This window comes from Kitasatospora sp. NBC_00458 (assembly GCF_036013975.1).
GTDB lineage: Bacteria > Actinomycetota > Actinomycetes > Streptomycetales > Streptomycetaceae > Kitasatospora.
In genome coordinates, this window is sequence record NZ_CP107904.1 from 5,820,029 (window position 1) to 5,837,908 (window position 17,880).

At 72.4% G+C, this 17,880-nt stretch carries 14 protein-coding genes and 1 pseudogene; all 15 read left to right on the forward strand.

The features are described from left to right. Positions 1 to 227 precede the first annotated feature (227 nt). Positions 228 to 1,349, forward strand: coding sequence for a helix-turn-helix domain-containing protein (locus OG550_RS24305; RefSeq protein WP_327680899.1), 1,122 nt, complete (start codon positions 228 to 230; stop codon positions 1,347 to 1,349). Positions 1,350 to 1,362: 13 nt separating this feature from the next. Continuing rightward, entirely contained in the window at positions 1,363 to 1,965 is a 603-nt protein-coding gene (locus OG550_RS24310; protein ID WP_327680901.1) for an HD domain-containing protein, read from the forward strand. 51 nt (positions 1,966 to 2,016) lie between these two features. Further along, the gene (locus OG550_RS24315; protein WP_327680903.1) at positions 2,017 to 2,508 is read left to right on the forward strand and encodes an NUDIX domain-containing protein; all 492 of its coding nucleotides are present in this window, start codon (positions 2,017 to 2,019) and stop codon (positions 2,506 to 2,508) included. Further along, complete coding sequence (locus OG550_RS24320; RefSeq protein ID WP_327680905.1) at positions 2,505 to 3,062, forward strand: Uma2 family endonuclease; 558 nt, start codon at positions 2,505 to 2,507, stop codon at positions 3,060 to 3,062. The genes OG550_RS24315 and OG550_RS24320 overlap by 4 nt, the downstream gene beginning before the upstream one ends. Before the next feature lie 57 nt (positions 3,063 to 3,119). Beyond that, positions 3,120 to 3,644, forward strand: a complete 525-nt coding sequence (locus OG550_RS24325; RefSeq protein WP_327680906.1) for a TIGR00730 family Rossman fold protein — start codon at positions 3,120 to 3,122, stop codon at positions 3,642 to 3,644. Between the two features lie 13 nt (positions 3,645 to 3,657). Then, positions 3,658 to 4,347 (forward strand): SDR family oxidoreductase, encoded by a 690-nt coding sequence (locus OG550_RS24330; protein WP_327680908.1) that lies wholly within the window; start codon positions 3,658 to 3,660, stop codon positions 4,345 to 4,347. 120 nt (positions 4,348 to 4,467) lie between these two features. After that, positions 4,468 to 5,478: a methionine synthase gene (locus OG550_RS24335; RefSeq protein WP_327680910.1), complete on the forward strand. Its 1,011-nt coding sequence runs from the start codon at positions 4,468 to 4,470 to the stop codon at positions 5,476 to 5,478. Between the two features lie 24 nt (positions 5,479 to 5,502). Next, positions 5,503 to 7,935, forward strand: coding sequence for an NAD-dependent DNA ligase LigA (ligA, locus tag OG550_RS24340; protein ID WP_442906173.1), 2,433 nt, complete (start codon positions 5,503 to 5,505; stop codon positions 7,933 to 7,935). A gap of 380 nt (positions 7,936 to 8,315) precedes the next feature. Further along, positions 8,316 to 10,007, forward strand: a pseudogene (locus OG550_RS24345) (putative bifunctional diguanylate cyclase/phosphodiesterase); the annotation flags it as partial. Positions 10,008 to 10,401: 394 nt separating this feature from the next. After that, positions 10,402 to 10,698, forward strand: a complete 297-nt coding sequence (gene gatC, locus OG550_RS24350; protein WP_035845952.1) for an Asp-tRNA(Asn)/Glu-tRNA(Gln) amidotransferase subunit GatC — start codon at positions 10,402 to 10,404, stop codon at positions 10,696 to 10,698. Positions 10,699 to 10,703: 5 nt separating this feature from the next. Beyond that, complete coding sequence (gene gatA / locus OG550_RS24355; protein ID WP_327680915.1) at positions 10,704 to 12,197, forward strand: Asp-tRNA(Asn)/Glu-tRNA(Gln) amidotransferase subunit GatA; 1,494 nt, start codon at positions 10,704 to 10,706, stop codon at positions 12,195 to 12,197. Beyond that, positions 12,194 to 12,433 carry a hypothetical protein gene (locus OG550_RS24360; RefSeq protein ID WP_327680917.1) on the forward strand — a complete coding sequence of 80 codons (240 nt, stop codon included), beginning with the start codon at positions 12,194 to 12,196 and terminating at the stop codon, positions 12,431 to 12,433. The genes gatA and OG550_RS24360 overlap by 4 nt, the downstream gene beginning before the upstream one ends. Positions 12,434 to 12,511: 78 nt before the next feature. Then, on the forward strand, positions 12,512 to 14,020 hold the full coding sequence (gene gatB / locus OG550_RS24365) for an Asp-tRNA(Asn)/Glu-tRNA(Gln) amidotransferase subunit GatB (RefSeq protein WP_327680919.1): 1,509 nt from the start codon (positions 12,512 to 12,514) through the stop codon (positions 14,018 to 14,020). 224 nt (positions 14,021 to 14,244) lie between these two features. Then, entirely contained in the window at positions 14,245 to 14,403 is a 159-nt protein-coding gene (locus tag OG550_RS24370) for a hypothetical protein (protein WP_327680921.1), read from the forward strand. A 134-nt stretch (positions 14,404 to 14,537) separates the two neighbouring features. After that, on the forward strand, positions 14,538 to 17,573 hold the full coding sequence (locus OG550_RS24375; RefSeq protein ID WP_327680923.1) for a helix-turn-helix transcriptional regulator: 3,036 nt from the start codon (positions 14,538 to 14,540) through the stop codon (positions 17,571 to 17,573). Positions 17,574 to 17,880: the final 307 nt, after the last annotated feature.

Here is a 17,880-nt window from a genome sequence, read left to right on the forward strand (position 1 = left end):
GACCGGTTCTTCGAAATCCTGCGTACTTGCCCTGGGCAGGGGAGTTGGGGGCATCACGGTACCTTCGATCAGAACGAACGACGGCTCTTCCGTCACCCGTTCAGGGAAGAAGGAGGCTCGTCAGGGTGCCTCCGGCTAGCCTTGACCGGGGCGACTACGACAGTAGAAGTTCGAGATCAGAACGTGCAGGGACTGCGAGTACGAGTTGATGGTGTGAACTCCCGAAGATGGGGGCTCTTGTGCGATCCAGGCCGAGCAAAGTCCTGACCGAGAGTCAGGGAAGCTTGTATCGAACGCGTTCAGGCGTGGTCTCGGGATATGTCCTACGAGTGATACGAGAGCAGCAGGGCCGGACCCAGGAGGGACTTTCCGAGGCGCTCGGTGTCTCGGTGGACACCATCGCGGGATGGGAGAACGGCCGACGGCCCCTCACTGCTGTTCCTGTCGGGCAGATGCTCACGACCCGCCACCTGCTCATGCGACTGGGCGCCACATCCGCTCTTCTCCATGTCTTCGAACGCGCTCTTGAGGCCGACATGCTGCTCGCTGGCGCGCTCGAAGACGATGTGTCGGTGGCGGCAGGTCCGCTCGGATCGATGGTGATGCAGCGCGACCTCATCGAGGTCTTGGCGTGGCCGCTCAATGGCCGAGCTCCTCGGGGTATTCGTGAACTTCCGGCGCCGGTGCGCTCTCGGAGAGGGCCTGCACCGGTCGGGCCGGAACTCTCCGGATCCGAGCGTGCCCGCTTCTTCGCCAACATGCGGCGAACTGCGGAGGAGGCTCGTGGAAGGGACCAACTCCTGCTCCGTCGCCAAGCGCTCTACCTCGCCGGTCTCGACGACCATGACGACACCGGTTCGTGGCTCGCTCATCAGCAGCGAACGGAACGCCCGAGTGATTGGCTGAGCAACTGGCTCAACTTTCGTTCTGTCGCGATGGTCTCCGCCCGGCACGGCGATCAAGATCAACTGGCCCACTTCATCGACGCCGCCCTGGCCGATGATGCCGGCGAAGCCGCGAACCTCAACTACTGGGCGTACTGGGTCGGAGAGCTTCCACTTGAGCTCTCCGACGACTTCATCGCGAATTCGACGTCTGCTTCCTGGCCCGGCTACAAGCTGCTCACGCACCTGGCCGATGGTCTCGACACCAGCCATGGTTACCTGGACCTGAATATCCACACAGCGTGGTCCCTGCTGCAGGCGCGGCCGAACCTTCTGCGCTCGGGAGTGGCGGTAGCGGTCCTGCGCGACAGGTTGCCCGTGATGTTGGATAGCGCCGGGGTCTCGACGCGTGGGCGGCGTGAGCTCGAAGGCATTCGCTACGCAATCCGCCTCGCTGAGGCGTGAGAGGAGTCCGAGGGTGTCCGATGACCTGTCTTCGGTGGCGCGGTTCCTGTTCGAGGCCGGGACGCTCAAGCAGACCAAGCGCAGCGGGTGGTGGATGGCGGGCGTCCGTGATCCCGAGTCGGTCGCCGAGCATTCCTGGCGGACCTCGCTCCTCGCGTCGGTCATCGCCAAGCTCGAAGGCGCGGACCCCGCGCGGGCGGCGTTCCTCGCCACCTGGCACGACGTCGCGGAGACGCGGACCGGCGACGTCAACTATGTCGGCAAGAAGTACTCGACCGGCGCCGACCCCGAGGCGGTCACGGCCGACCAGGTCGCCGGCATGCCCGAGGCCCTGGCCTCGACCGTGCGGGAACTCGTCGCCGAGTACGAGGGCAAGGAATCACCCGAAGCCGTCTGCGCACGGGACGCCGACAAGTTGGAGTGCCTGCTCCAAGGGGTCGAGTACCTGGCTCAGGGGTACGTGAACGCCCAGCGGTGGATCGACAACAGCCGTGGGCGGTTGACCACGAAGACCGCCAACGACCTCGCTGACGCCATCCTGGCGACCGACTCGCTCGACTGGCTCCGCCATGCGCTCGGGGAGAAGCCTTCGCCATCCTTGACTTCTCAGGGGTGATGGTCCGTTCAGCCTGGCGGGGAGCTCTCGCCCCTCCTCGGAACCGGTGGCATGACGAGCGGCGGTGAGACCGGCCCGCTGCCCCTCCACTCGGTGTCCGTCGCCGGGGTGGTGGTGCGGGACGACGGGCGCGTGCTGGCGATCCGACGGGCGGACAACGGGACGTGGGAGCCGCCGGGCGGGGTGTTGGAGCTGACCGAGGCCCTTGAGGACGGGGTGCGGCGGGAGGTCTTCGAGGAGACGGGGATCAGGGTCGGCGTGGAGCGGCTGACCGGGGTGTACAAGAACGTGAGCCGGGGGATCGTCGCCCTGGTGTTCCGTTGTCGCCCCGAGGGCGGGGCCGAGCGGCTTTCGGACGAGTCGACCGCCGTCGGCTGGCTCACACCCTCGGAGGCCTCCGGCCGTATGGCGGAGGTGTACGCCGTGCGCGTGCTGGATGCCCTGCGGGACGATGACGTCCCGGCCGTCCGTGCGCACGACGGCCGGCATCTGCTGGCCGGTAGTCGTCGAACGCGTGCAAGGGACCAGGAGACGCCGGTATGAGCTTCTACGAGCAGCACCGCGACTTCGTCGAGGAGTTGGAGCGGATCGCCCCGGAGGGCGTCCGGATCGAGTGGTTCGGGGACACGCTGATCGTGCAGGCGCCACCCTCGAACATCCACCAGCTCAACATCGCGCGGGTGCGCCGGCAGTTCGAGCGGCACGCGCCCGACGGCTACCTCCCCGGCGAGCGCAGCGAGATCGTCAGCCCGGACGTCTCCAAGGGGCGCGAGCCGGATCTGACCTACCTCTCCCTGGAAGTCCTCTCCGAGCCGGGCAACAAGGCACCTGCTGCGGAAGCACTGATCGCCGTGGAGATCGTCTCCCCCTCCAACCCCGGCAACGACTGGATGGACAAGCTCCACGACTACGCCGTGATGCGCATCCCGCTGTACCTGATCGTGGACCCCCGCCAGCAGACCGTGACCCTGTTCTCGGAGCCGGACCGTGACCGGTACCACACCCGCAGCGACCGGAAGTTCGGCGACGAGATCCGCATCCCGGAACCGTTCGGCTTCACGCTCGGCCTGGCGGCGCTCGTCCCGTACAAGGACTGACCCGGGCGGGAAAAGGCGGTGGGGGGCCGGGCCGGGGCGTGATAGACCGGACGCACTATGAACATCACTGTCTTCTGCTCCGCGTACTCGCTCGACGACCGCTACTCGGCCCCGGCCGCCGAGTTCGCCCGGCTGCTCGGGGAGGGCGGGCACACGCTGGTCTGGGGCGGCTCGAACGCCGGGCTGATGGGCCTGCTCGCGGACGGCGTGAAGGCCGCGGGGGGCCGGCTGGTCGGGGTCTCCGTCGAGTTCCTGAAGCACAAGGCGTACGACGGCGCGGACGAGCTGGTCACCACCGCGGACCTCGCCGAGCGCAAGGCGCAGCTGCTGGAGCGCGCCGACGCCGTGGTCGTCCTGGTCGGCGGCCTCGGCACGCTGGACGAGGTCACCGAGGTGCTGGAGCTCAAGAAGCACGCGCTGCACGACAAGCCGGTGGTCGTCCTGGACACCGAGGGCTTCTACGCGGGCCTGCGCACCCAGCTGGAGCGGATGGACGCCGAGGGCTTCCTGCCCCGCCCGCTGGGCGAGCTGATCACCTTCGCCGACACCCCGGCCCGGGTCTTCGAGCAGCTGAAGGCCTGAGAGGATCACGGGCATGGCTGCTCATCTGATCACCGGCGCCGGCTCCGGCATCGGCGCCGTCCTCGCCGAACGCCTCGCCGAGCGCGGCGACGACCTCTGGCTGCTGGCCCGCGACGCCCGCCGCGCCGCCGAGCTGCGCGAACGCTTCCCCGGCGCGCAGACCCTGGTCGGCGACCTCGCCACCCCGGCCAAGCTGTCCTGGGCCCTCGGCCACCAGGCGCCCCCGGTCGAGCTGGACTCGCTGCTGCACGTCGCGGGCGTCGTCGAGCTGGGCCCGGTCGGCGATCTGCCGGTCAAGGCCTGGCAGGACACCCTGAACGTCAACCTGGTCGCCCCCGCCGAGCTGACCCGCCTGCTGCTGCCCTCGCTGCGGCTGGCGAAGGGCCACGTCGTCTTCGTGAACTCCGGCGCGGGCCTGCGGGCGAGCGCCGACTGGTCGGCGTACGCGGCGAGCAAGCACGGCCTGCGGGCGCTGGCCGACTCCCTGCGGCACGAGGAGCACGGGCACGGCGTCCGGGTCACCTCGGTCTACCCGGGCCGCACCGCGACCGCGATGCAGGTCAAGGTGCACCAGCAGGAGGGCAAGGAGTACGACGCCGGCCAGTGGATCGAGCCGGAGTCGGTGGTGAAGGCGATCCTGGCGGCGCTGGACGCCTCCCGGGACGCGGAGATCACCGACATCACCGTCCGCCCGGGCCGCTGAGGCACGGGCCGCCGGCCGTCCGACCGCGGACCTCCCGCCAAGCCCGGCGAGAGGGTCCGCGGTCGGACGGCCGGTCCGGCCGGTCCGGGCTCCCGCCCGTCGCGCACTAGGCTCGGGCGGGTGAGCAACGGACACCCCTTCCCCGACCTGGTCGGCGCCGCCACCGGCGTCGGATCGCTGCCCGGCACCGACGCCCGGGAGGCCGCCCGGACCTCCACCGGCGCGCTGGAGCACCTGCCGTTCCTCCCGGAGCTGCCCGCCCGCGGGCCGGGCGCCGACATGATCGGCCGGTCCGTCGGGCTGCTGGTCGAGCTGTTCGCGCAGACCGAGCCGAGCGGCTGGCGGTTCGCCGACCGCCCCGGCCGGGACACCCGGCGCTCCCACTCCTGGCTCGGCGAGGACCTGGACGCGCTGGAGGAGTACACCCAGGGCTACGAGGGACCGCTCAAGGTCCAGGCGGTCGGGCCGTGGACGCTGGCCGCGTCGGTCGAGCTCAGGCACGGCGAGAAGGCGCTCGCCGACCACGGCGCCTGCCGGGACATCGCCGCCTCGCTCACCGAGGGGCTCCGCCGCCACCTCGCGGACGTCCGCAAGCGGATCCCCGGCGCCGAGGTGGTGCTCCAGCTCGACGAGCCCTCGCTGCCGGCCGTGCTGGCCGGGTCGGTGAAGACCGCCAGCGGCTTCCAGCGGCTGCGCTCGGTCGACCGGCAGGTGGCCGAGGAGGTGCTGCGCGAGGTGGTCCTGGGGGTGGACGCGCCCGTGGTGGTGCACTGCTGCGCGCCGCAGGTGCCGCTCCCGCTGCTGCGCCGGGCCGGGGTGGCCGGGGTGTCGCTGGACTTCTCCCTGCTGACCGAGCGTGAGGACGACGCGCTGGGCGAGGCGGTCGAGGCGGGCACGATGATCCTCGCCGGTGTCGTCCCCTCCACTGACCAGGGAGTGTCGGACCCGGCCGGTAGTGTCCAGGGTGTCAGGACGTTGTGGCGCAGGCTCGGGTTCGCCCCGGAGCTGCTGGGCCGCCGTGTGCTGGTGACGCCCACCTGCGGGCTGGCCGGGGCCTCTCCGGCGTACGCGCGCACTGCTCTGTCACACAGCGTGAAGGCGGGCCAGAGCCTGGTGGACAACCCGGAATGAGAAGTTAACGGAGGGCTTGCGGTGGTGGCTGTCGAGGGCTGGGAGGACGTCCCGGCGGAGGTGCGCAGGCGGCACGCCGAGCTGTCGGCCGAGATCGAGGACCACCGGGCCCGGTACTACGAGCAGGACGCCCCCGTCGTCAGCGACGCCGAGTTCGACGCGCTGATGCGCGAGCTGGAGGGGCTGGAGGCCGGGCACCCGGCGCTGGTCACGCCGGAGTCGCCGACCCAGCGGGTCGGCGGCGCGCCCACCGCGCTGTTCGCCCCGGTCGAGCACCGGGAGCGGCTGCTCAGCCTGGACAACGCGATGGACGACGACGAGCTGGCCGCCTGGGCCGAGCGGGTCGCCGCCGAGCTGGCCGGCATCGACTACCACTACCTCTGCGAGCTCAAGGTCGACGGCCTGGCCGTCAACCTCACCTACGAGAACGGCCAGTTGGTGCAGGCGGCGACCCGCGGCGACGGCCGGGTCGGCGAGGACATCACCGCCAACGTCCGCACCATCAAGGAGATCCCGCACCGGCTGAAGGGGGAGGACGTCCCCGAGCTGGTCGAGATCCGCGGTGAGGTCTACTTCCCGACCGACGCCTTCGAGGCGCTCAACGCCTCGTTCGCGGAGGAGAACGAGCGCCGCCGGCTGGAGAACGAGGAGCGCGCCAAGGAGGGCAAGCGCCCCCGCGCGATGATCCGGCTCTTCATGAACCCGCGGAACGCCGCCGCCGGTTCGCTCCGCCAGAAGGACCCGCTGGTCACCGCCTCCCGCCCGCTGCAGATGGTGGTGCACGGCATCGGCGCCCGGGTCGGCTTCGACATCGACGACCAGTCGCACGCCTACCGGCTGCTGCACGACTGGGGCCTGCCCACCGCGCGGCACAACAGGGTGGTCGGCACCCTCGACGAGGTCCGCGCCTTCATCCGGCACTTCGGCGAGCAGCGGCACTCGGTCGAGCACGAGATCGACGGCGTGGTCGTCAAGGTGGACGAGGTCGCCCTGCAGGGCCGGCTCGGCTCCACCTCGAAGTCCCCGCGCTGGGCGATCGCCTGGAAGTACCCGCCGGAGGAGGTCACCGGCAAGCTGGCCGAGATCAAGATCGGCATCGGGCGCACCGGCCGGGCCACCCCGTACGCGGTGCTGGCCGAGCCGGTCAAGGTGGCCGGTTCGATGGTCCAGTACGCGACGCTGCACAACCAGGACGTGGTGAAGGCCAAGGACGTCCTGCTGGGCGACACCGTGGTGCTGCGCAAGGCCGGTGACGTGATCCCGGAGATCCTCGGCCCGGTCTACACCCTGCGGGACGGCGGCGAGGTGCCGTTCGTGATGCCCTCGCACTGCCCCGAGTGCGGTGCGGAGCTCCGGCCGATGGCCGAGGGGGACATCGACCTGCGCTGTCCGAACGCGCAGTTCTGCCCGGCCCAGATCCGCGAGCGGATCGCCTTCCTCGGCGGGCGTTCGGCGCTGGACATCGAGGGCCTGGGCTACGTCGCGGCCACCGCGCTGACCCAGCCGCTGGCGCCGGCCGAGGCGCCGGTGGGCAACGAGGGCGACATCTTCGGCCTGACGGTGGAGCAGCTGCTGCCGATCAGGGTGCTGGTGCGCGACCAGAAGACCGGCATGCCGAAGCTCGACGACGAGACCGGCGAGGAGAAGGAGGTGTTCTTCTTCGCGACCACCGCCGGGGCGCCGAAGAAGAACACCGGGCTGATGCTCGACAACATCGAGAAGGCCAAGGACCGCCCGCTGTGGCGCTTCCTCAACGGCCTCTCGATCCGGCACGTCGGTCCGGTCGCGGCGCAGGACCTGGCCCGGGAGTTCCGCGACCTGGACGCGGTCTTCGCGGCGAGCGAGGAGCGGCTGGCCGCCACCGAGGGCGTCGGCACGGGCACCGCGCGGTCGATCATCGAGTGGTACCAGGTGGACTGGCACCGGGAGATCGTGGAGAAGTGGCGCGCGGCCGGCGTCCGCTTCACCGAGGAGGCCCCCGAGGAGGAGGCCGAGCGTCCGCTGGAGGGCCTGACCGTCGTCGTCACGGGCACGCTGGCCGGGCACACCCGGGACGGCGCCAAGGAGGCGCTGACCTCGCGCGGTGCGAAGGTGACCGGATCGGTGTCGAAGAAGACCCACTTCGTGGTCGCCGGCGACAATCCCGGGTCCAAGTACGACAAGGCGGTCCAGCTCGGGCTGCCGGTCCTCGACGACGCCGGTTTCGCCGTCCTGCTGGCGGAGGGTTCCGCCGCGGCCCGGGTCCACCTGGGCCTGCCGCCGGAGCCGGTGGTCGAGGAGCCGGTGAAGAAGGCGCCCGCGAAGAAGCGCGCCGCGAAGGCCGCGGCGGAGCCCGCCGGGGAGGAGCCCGCCGCCGGGGAGGCCGCCGCAGAGCAGTCGGACGCAGAGCAGTCGGACGCAGGGCAGCCGGACACGGGGGAGGCGGACGCCGCGGTGAGCGCGGAGGAGCCCGCCTAGGGCTGACCCGCGCGCGGAAGCCCGGCATCCGTCTTGTTATCGTCCTGATGCATCGTCATCGGGTGTCGCACAGTGGGAGCGGGCATCGTGTCACTGTGCGACACCGGAGCGCGGTGGCGCATTTCCGGTTGTCCGAAAGTCTGCCCGTCGGGTGGACCCGCGCATACCCTGGAGCGCAACAGAGTGTCAGCAGGGGTGGGGGTACCGGCTGAGCCGGACTCCGCGGGGCCGCTCCATGCCCGGCAGGCTGCCGGCACCGGTACGGTGCCCCACCGCTAGGCGGCCTGACGGGGCGGGCCCGACGGAGGACAGGGCTTATGGATCGTACGACCGGCGGTGCGCCCACACGCCCGCCGCAGGGGGTGGCAGGTGCGGTCCTGCTGCTCGGCGTCCTGCTGGCCGGCGCCGCACCGCTCATTCCGCTGGCCGTGCTGGTCTACCGCTACGAACCCGAGCTGCTGCCGCTGTTCGCGGTTCCACTGGCCGTGCTGGTCGCCGCCTGGCGGATCGCCCGGGACCGCGCCCGGGACCAGCTCACCGACCCGCTGACCGACCTGCCCAACCGCCAGGCGTTACTGCTCGCCGCCCAGGAGGCGATCGCCGAGCACGCCGAGGGGTTCAGCGTCGGTCTGATCCTGCTCGACCTCGACCGCTTCCGGTCGCTCAACGACACCCTCGGCCATACCGCCGGCGACCGGCTGCTGGTCCACATCGCCCGCCGCCTGCACCGGGCCCTGCGCTCCGGCGGAGCGGCCGGCAGCGCCACCCGGGAGTCGATCGACGACGTCTTCGCCGGTCTGCCCCGGCACTACCGCGGCCGTCCGATGGTGGCCCGGATGGGCGGTGACGAGTTCGCCGTCCTGCTGCCCGGCATCGGCTGCCCGGACTCGCTGGAGAAGGTGGCCAAGGCGCTGATCGCCGAACTGGCCGCGCCCATCCGCCTGGACGGCCTGCTGCTCGTCCTGGAGGCCAGCGCCGGCGTCTGCGTCTACCCGCAGCACGCCCAGGACGCCGAGTCGCTGCTGCGCCGGGCCGACGTCGCGATGGGCCACGCCCAGCGCGGCCGCACCTCGGTCGAGCAGTACGACGAGGCGCAGGACGCCGACACGCCGTACCGGATCGGGCTCCTCGGCGACCTGCGGCGGGCACTGGAGACCGGCGAGGTGCAGCTGCACTACCAGCCCAAGGTGGCCTTCGACGGCCGGGTGGTCGGCCTGGAGGCGCTGCTCCGCTGGGAGCGGCCGGGCCAGGGCAAGGTCTCGCCGGACGAGTTCGTCGGCCTGGCCGAGTCCAGCGGCCTGATGCCCCGGCTGACCGACTACGTGCTGGAGGCCGCCGTCGGCCAGCTCGCCACCTGGCGCGAGCAGGGCCTCCAGGTGCAGGTCGCGGTGAACGTCTCGCCGCGCGACGTGCTCAACCCCGGCTTCGCCCAGCGGGTCGCCGGCCACCTGGTCCGCCACCAGGTGCCGGCCCACGCGCTCCAGCTGGAGATCACCGAACGGCTGCTGCTGGACGACTCCCGGCGGGCCGCCGACACCCTCGCGGAGCTGCGCGGCTACGGCGTCGGGATGTCCCTGGACGACTTCGGCACCGGCCACTCCTCGCTGGTGCGGCTGCGCAGCCTGCCGGTCGGCGAGCTGAAGATCGACCGCTCCTTCGTGTCCCGGATGGTCGCCGACGACCACGACGCGGCGGTGGTCCGCTGCTCGGTGGAGCTGGCGCACTCGCTCGGGCTGACCGTGGTCGCCGAGGGCGTCGAGGACGACGAGACCTGGGAGCGGCTGAACCGGATGGGCGTGGACGCCGTGCAGGGCTGGCTGGTGTCGGCGGCGCTGCCGGCCGAGCAGGCCACCGCCTGGCTGAGGGTGCACCGCACCGGCGCCCCGCCGGTGGAGCGGCTCGGCCCGGCCCCGGCGGTCCAGCTGCCGTCGGTGATCCATCCCGTGCTGCCGCCGGTGATCCCGCCGGTGCTGCCGCAGGTCCTGCCGCCGGTGATCGAGGCGCTGCAGGCCGCGAAGCTGGAGATCCAGGCGCCCGGGCAGCAGAGTTGGGCGCCCACCCGCCCCCAGTGAGGCCCCCGGCCGGCCCTCCGGCAGCCCCCGCCGACCCCCGCCGACCCCCCGGACAGTCCCCGGCAGCCTCCCGCCGGCCCCCAGTGAGGCCCCCGGCCGGCCCTCCGGCAGCCCCCGCCGACCCCCGCCGACCCCCCGGACAGTCCCCGGCAGCCTCCCGCCGGCCCTCGGTGAGGCCCCCGTCCGCCCCCGCCCGTCCCCGGTGGGGCGCGCCGCGCACCCGGGGTGACCAGGGCCCGCCCTCACTCGTTGGCCGGTGGCCGGGCCGCGCCCCATAGGATGGGGACCACAGACCAAGAGGACGGGAGCGCCGGACAGGCGGCTCCTGCCCGGGCCCGGGGCCGCCGGAAGGCGGTGCCGGGCCTCACCAGAACTCACCCTTGAGGATCGCTGCATGCCTGGCATCACGCGCGAGGAGGTCGCCCACCTCGCTCGGCTGTCGCGTCTTGAGTTGCAGGCCGAAGAGCTGGACCACTTCGCCGAGCAGCTCGACGTGATCATCGGCGCGGTCGCCCGCGTTTCCGAGGTCGCCGGACAGGACGTCCCGCCGACCTCCCACCCGCTGCCGCTGACCAACGTCATGCGCGCGGACGAGGTGCGGCCGTCGCTCACCCCGGAGCAGGCGCTGGCCGGCGCCCCCGCCGCCGAGGAGCAGCGTTTCCGTGTGCCGCAGATCCTCGGGGAGGACTGAAAGACATGACCGACCTGATCCGTTACACCGCGGCCGAGACGGCCGCCGCGATCGCCACCGGCGAGGTCTCCGCCGTCGAGGTCGCCCAGGCGCACCTGGACCGCATCGACGCCGTCGACAAGAAGGTCAACGCCTTCCTGCACGTCGACACCGAGGGTGCGCTGAGCGCGGCCCGGGCCGTCGACGAGAAGCGCGCCAAGGGCGAGGAGCTGGGCCCGCTGGCCGGCGTCCCGCTGGCGCTCAAGGACGTCTTCACCACCAAGGGCGTGCCGACCACCTGCGGCTCCAAGATCCTTGAGGGCTGGATCCCGCCGTACGACGCGACCCTGACCACGCGTCTCAAGGACGCCGGCGTGGTGATCCTCGGCAAGACCAACATGGACGAGTTCGCGATGGGCTCCTCCACCGAGAACTCCGCCTACGGCGCGACCGGCAACCCGTGGGACCTCTCCCGGATCCCCGGCGGCTCCGGCGGCGGTTCGGCCGCGGCGCTGGCCGCCTTCCAGGCCCCGCTGGCGATCGGCACCGACACCGGCGGCTCGATCCGCCAGCCCGGCGCCGTCACCGGCACGGTCGGCGTGAAGCCCACCTACGGCTCGGTCTCCCGCTACGGCCTGGTCGCGTTCTCGTCCTCGCTGGACCAGGGCGGCCCGTGCGCCCGCACCGTGCTGGACGCGGCGCTGCTGCACGAGGCCATCGCCGGCCACGACCCGCTGGACTCCACCTCGATCGACGCGCCGGTCCCGGCCGTGGTCGAGGCGGCCAGGCTGCGCGACGTCCGCGGCATGCGGATCGGCGTCGTGAAGGAGTTCGCCGGCGAGGGCTACCAGGCCGGCGTGATGCAGCGCTTCAACGAGTCGGTGGAGCTGCTGCGCGAGCTGGGCGCCGAGGTCGTCGAGGTCTCCTGTCCGTCCTTCACCCTGGCGCTGCCCGCGTACTACCTGATCGCGCCCAGCGAGGCCTCGTCCAACCTGGCCCGCTTCGACGCGATGCGCTACGGCCTGCGGGTCGGCGACGACGGCACCCGCTCCGCCGAGGACGTCACCGCGCTCACCCGCGAGGCCGGCTTCGGCGCCGAGGTCAAGCGCCGCATCATCCTCGGCACCTACGCGCTCTCCTCGGGCTACTACGACGCCTACTACGGCTCGGCCCAGAAGGTGCGCACGCTGATCTCCCGCGACTTCGACGCCGCGTTCGCCGGCGTGGACGTCCTGGTCTCGCCGACCACCCCGACCACCGCCTTCCCGATCGGCGAGCGCGCCGACGACCCGATGGCGATGTATCTGGCCGACCTGTGCACGATTCCGTCCAACCTGGCGGGCAATGCGGCCATGTCGCTGCCGTGCGGGCTGGCCCCGGAGGACAATCTCCCGGTCGGCCTGCAGATCATCGCGCCCGCGATGGCGGACGACCGCCTGTACCGCGTGGGCGGCGCCGTGGAGGCCGCACTCAACGACAAGTGGGGGCACACCCTGCTGGAGGAGGCACCGGCACTGTGAGCAAGATCGAGAAGGCCAAGGGCTTCAAGCACTCGAAGCCAGGCCTGTGGCTGTCCATCGGCACGAGCGCGTTCAGCGTGATCACCGTCGTGAAGGACGTCCGCAAGGCCCGGGGCGAGAACGACACCCTGAAGCTGGTCAACGCCCTGGTCGGTGCCGCCGCGCTGGTCACCGGCACCGCCCTGCTGGTGCGCGAACTGCGCCGGCTGGGCGACGACGACGTCCTGCTGGGCTGACCGAGCCCGCGAGGTCCGGTCCGCACCCGTGGTGCGGACCGGGCCGGCACCTCCAAGACTTTTAGTGAAGGGGACGCTGTGAGCGTCAAGAACCTGGTCTCCTACGAGGACGCTCTCGCGTCGTACGACCCGGTGATGGGCCTTGAGGTCCACGTCGAGCTGGGCACCAAGACCAAGATGTTCTGCGGTTGCTCGACCGAGCTGGGTGCCGAGCCGAACAGCCAGGTCTGTCCGACCTGTCTGGGCCTGCCCGGCTCGCTGCCGGTGGTCAACGCGGTCGGCGTGGAGTCGGCCGTCAAGATCGGCCTGGCGCTGAACTGCGAGATCGCCGAGTGGTGCCGGTTCGCGCGGAAGAACTACTTCTACCCGGACATGCCGAAGAACTTCCAGACCTCGCAGTACGACGAGCCGATCGCCTTCAACGGCTACCTCGACGTGCAGCTGGAGGACGGCTCGACCTTCCGCGTGGAGATCGAGCGCGCCCACATGGAGGAGGACACCGGCAAGTCCAGCCACGTCGGCGGCGCGACCGGCCGCATCCACGGCGCCACGCACTCGCTGCTCGACTACAACCGGGCCGGCATCCCGCTGATCGAGATCGTCACCAAGCCCATCGAGGGCGCGGGCGAGCGCGCCCCCGAGGTCGCCAAGGCGTACGTCGCGGAGCTGCGCGAGCTGATCAAGGCGCTGGGCGTCTCCGAGGCCCGGATGGACAAGGGCCAGATGCGCTGCGACGTCAACCTGTCGCTGCGCCCGAACGGCACCGAGACCTTCGGCACCCGCTCCGAGACCAAGAACGTCAACTCGCTGCGCAGCGTCGAGCGGGCCGCCCGGTTCGAGATCCAGCGGCACGCCACCGTGCTCGGCGACGGCGGCACGATCGTCCAGGAGACCCGGCACTTCCACGAGGAGGACGGCAGCACCACGGCCGGCCGGATCAAGGACAACGCCGAGGACTACCGCTACTTCCCGGAGCCGGACCTGGTCCCGATCGCGCCCGCCCGCGCGTGGGTCGAGGAGCTGCGCGCCGGTCTGCCCGAGCTGCCGCGGGTGCGCCGCGCCCGCCTCCAGGCCGAGTGGGGCCTGACCGACAAGGACATGCAGTCGGTGCTGAACGCGGGCGCCGTCGAGCCGATCCAGGAGACCATCGCCGCCGGCGCCCCGGCCGACCAGGCCCGCAAGTGGTGGATGGGCGAGCTGGCCCGCCGGGCCAACGAGACCGGCACCGAGCTGAGCGAGCAGCCGATCACCCCGGCGCAGGTCGCCCGGGTCACCGCACTGGTCGCCGAGGGCAAGCTGAACGACAAGCTGGCCCGCCAGGTCATCGAGGCCGTGCTGGCCGGCGAGGGCGAGCCGGACGAGGTCGTCGAGAAGCGCGGTCTGGCCGTCGTCTCGGACGACTCGGCGCTCGGTGCGGCCGTGGACCAGGCCATCGCCGAGAACGAGGCGATCGCCGCCAAGATCCGCGACGGCAAGGTCGCGGCGGTCGGCGCCCTGGTCGGTGCGGTCATGAAGGCCACCCGCGGCCAGGCCGACGCGGCCCGCGTGAAGGATCTGATCCTTGAGAAGCTGGGCGCTTCTGCCTGAGTTTCTAAGGCTCCTAAGGCCTTCTAAGGCCTACTTAGGCGCCTGAGGCCCGGTCTTACCCTCCATAAGGGGTGAGGCCGGGCCTTTGCCGTGTCCGGGGCGGGGCGTCTAAGGCCCGGGCGGCCCGGAAGATCCGGCAGGCTGCCGATGCGACCCACCCCCCTGGGAGAGGAGTGTTTACCCCGGAACGAGAGAGACACACCGAAACCCACAAGGGGAACACAGTGATCGAGTACGAGCTCATCAAGCAGCACGAGCAGGAACTCCAGGCCGTGGCCGACCACCAGCGCCTGGTACGCGAGGCGAAGACCGCCAAGCGGACCGGCTGGCGGCCGAACGTCGGCTTCCGCACCCGGCGCGCCGCGCGTCCCAGCGAATGCTGACGGACCGGCACCACACCGGTGCAGCAGGGAATCCGGAAGGGGAGGCGCCGCGGGGGAGCGCCTCCCCTTCCGGGCGTCCGGAGGGCGGGATAACCGCTCGGCCGGCGCGGGACCTCTATGGCATGCTCGCATCCATGCAGCAGATATCGGTGAGTCCCGTCTTCGTCGGCCGCGATCCGGAACTCACCGCCCTGACGGACGCGCTGCGGCGGGCCGGCTCCGGACAGCCGCAGGCCGTGCTGATCGGCGGCGAGGCGGGCGTCGGCAAGACCCGGCTGCTGGAGGAGTTCCTGCGCCGGGCCTGTCACGAGGGCGTGCTGACCACCGTCGGCGGCTGCCTGGAGGTCGGTGCCGAGGGCCTGCCGTACGCGCCGCTGGCCACCGCGCTGCGCCGGCTGCACCGCAGCCTGGGCGCCGAGCTGGAGGCCGCCGCCGCCGGCATGGAGGGACACCTCGCCCGGCTGCTGCCCGACTTCGGCGAGGCCGACGGCGAACCCAACGACGAGTACGGCCGGGCCCGGCTGTTCGAGCACACCGCGAGGCTGTTCGAGCGGCTCGGCACGGACCGTACCCTCGTGCTCGCCATCGAGGACCTGCACTGGTCCGACCGGTCCACCCGGGAGCTGTTCGCCTACCTGGTCCGTACCCTGCACCGGGCCCGCGTGCTGCTGGTCGCCACCTACCGCAGCGACGACCTGCACCGCCGCCACCCGCTGCGGCCCTTCCTGGCCGAGCTGGAGCGGCTGCGCACCGTGCAGCGGATGGAGCTGGAGCGGTTCGGGCCGGGCGAGGTGGCCGCGCAGCTGGCCGGCATCCTCGGCACCGCCGCGCCCGACCGGCAGCTGGTCGACCGGATCCACCGCCGCTCCGAGGGCAACCCGTTCTTCGTCGAGGAGCTGGCCACCGCACTCCGGGAGGGCTGCGCGGCCGGGCTCACCGACTCCCTGCGGGACATCCTGCTGGTCCGGGTGGAGGCGCTGGACGAGCAGACCCAGCGGGTGCTGCGGATCGCCGCCGAGGGCGGCTCCTACGTCGAGCACGCCCTGCTCGCCGCCGTCCTGGACGACGAGGAGGAGCTGATCGCCTCGCTCCGCGAGGCGGTGGGCGCCAACATCCTCCGCCCGGACACCGACGGCGACGGCTACCGGTTCCGCCACGCGCTGGTCCGCGAGGCCGTCTCGGACGACCTGCTGCCCGGCGAACGACACCGGATCAACCGCCGGTTCGCCACCGCCCTGGAGGCCGCGCCGCACCTGGTCGGCAGCGACGCCCGACCGGCCCGGCTCGCCAACTACTGGTACCACGCGCACGATCCGGCCCGGGCCCTGCCCACCGCCCTGGACGCCGCCCGGGCCGCCCGGCGGCGCAACGCCTTCGCCGAGCAGCTGCGCATGCTGGAGCGGGCCCTGGAGCTCTGGGACGAGGTCTCCGAGGAGGTGCTCGCCGGCACCCTGCGCCCGTACGACTGGGCCGAGACCTACCCGCCCTGCTCCTGCGACGCCGACGCCCACGACGAGAGCTGCGACCGGCTGAACATGATCGACGTGCTCGCCGAGGCGGTGGTCGCGGCCCGCCGCAGCGGCGACCGCGAGCGCGGCCTGAGCCTGGCCAAGCGGGCCCTGAAGCTGGTCGACGAGGCCGAGCACCCGGCCCGCGCCGCCTGGTTCCGGATCAACCGGGCCCGGATGCTCGGCCACCTGCGCCGCTCCGGCGACGAGGAGGAGATCGCGTACGCGCACCGGCTGGTCGAGCACCTGCCGGCGTCCGCCGTCCAGGCCGAGGTGTTCGCGCTCGGCGCCGGCAGCGGGATGCTCTCCAACCCCCGGCCCGAGCTGGCCGAACTCGCCGAGCGGGCGGTCCGGATCGCCCGCGAGGTGGGGGCGCACGCCGTCGAGCAGCACGCCCTGATGACGCTCAGCGGGCTGCGCAACGACCTCGACTCCGATCCGGACGCCGCGGTCGCCGAGCTGACCGCCGCGGTGGAGGCGACCCGGCGGATCGGCGCGCCGGACGTCCTGCTGCGCGGCATCAACAACCTGTCCTCCATGCAGCGCGGCCTCGGCCGGGCCGAGGAGGCGGTGGCGCTCGCCCGCGAGGGGCTGGAGTCGGCGCGCGGCAACGGGCTGCAGCGCAACATCGGCACCATCCTGACCGGCAACCTCGTCGAGGCGCTGATGGACCTCGGGCGGGTCGACGAGGCCGAGCGGGTGCTCGCCGAGTGCGACCTGATCGGCTCGACCGGCACCCACGCCGAGTTCCTGGACCGGATGCGCGGCGAACTCGCGCTGCTCCGCGGCGACCTGCCCGGCGCCGCGGCCATGCTGGCGCAGGCCCGGGCGGCCAACCGGATCGGCCAGCTCCAGCACTCCGTCCCGATCGCGCGGCTGGCGCTGCGGATCGCCGTCGAGGCCGGACGCCCGCTGGACGCCCGCGCCGAGCTGCTCGCCGCCCTGGACGAGGACCTCCGGTGCGGCTACCTGGCCGACCTCTACCCGCTGCTGACCGACGGCGCCGCGGCCGAGGCGGACAGCCGGGGCCTGCCGGAGGCCGACCCGGGCCGGGCCGCGGTGCTGGCCCGGATCAAGGCCGTCGCCGCCGGGCTGGTCCCGACCGTGCCGCTGCACCGCGGCTGGGCCCGGCTGCTGGAGGGCGAACTGGCCCGGGCCGAGGGGGCGGACGGCGCCGCGCACTGGGCCGCGGCGGTCGAGGCGCTGCGTCCGACCGGCCTGCCGTACCCGCTGGCGCTCGCGCTGCTGCGGGCCGGCGAGGCCGAGGTGCTGGCCGGACGCCGCGAGGCCGCCGTCGAACTGCTGCGCGAGGCACGGGAACTGGCGGCCGCCCGGGCCGACGCCGGGCTCGGTGCGGGGATCGGCGCACTGGCCGAGCGGGCCGGTCTGGCGCTCACCGTGCGCCCTCCCGGCCCGGCCCGGACGGTCCCGGCCGGGGACTCCTTCGGCCTCACCCCCCGTGAGCGGGACGTGCTCCGGTTGCTCGCCCGGGGGTGCACCAACCGGCAGATCGCCGAGGAGTTGTACATCTCGCCGAAGACCGCGAGCGTGCACGTCTCCAACATCCTCGGCAAGCTCGCGGTGACCGGCCGCGGCGAAGCGGCCGCGCTGGCCCACCGGTTGAGGCTCTTCCCGGAGGAGCTGGTCCCGGCCGGGCGCTGACCGCCCGCGCCGCCCGGCGCCGTACCGGTCGCCGTCGCCAACCGGCGGCGACCGGTCGGGCGCTGCCGTGTGCTCCCGTGCGCGCCGCGTGAGCCCCTGTCCGCGCGCCCCCGCCAACCGGCCGGTTTCACCGGAATCGGACCCATTTCCCCATGCCTGCGCCATTACTCTAAGTTGAGTGTGCGTGTCATTGAGTGACCGAAGTGGTGTAGGGTCCCGAGCGGGAACATCGGTGCGGTGGGACGGCCGGCAGGCCGCCCGCCCCCTGGGCCACCGCCCTGAGAGGGCGCCAGGTCACCGCGTACGG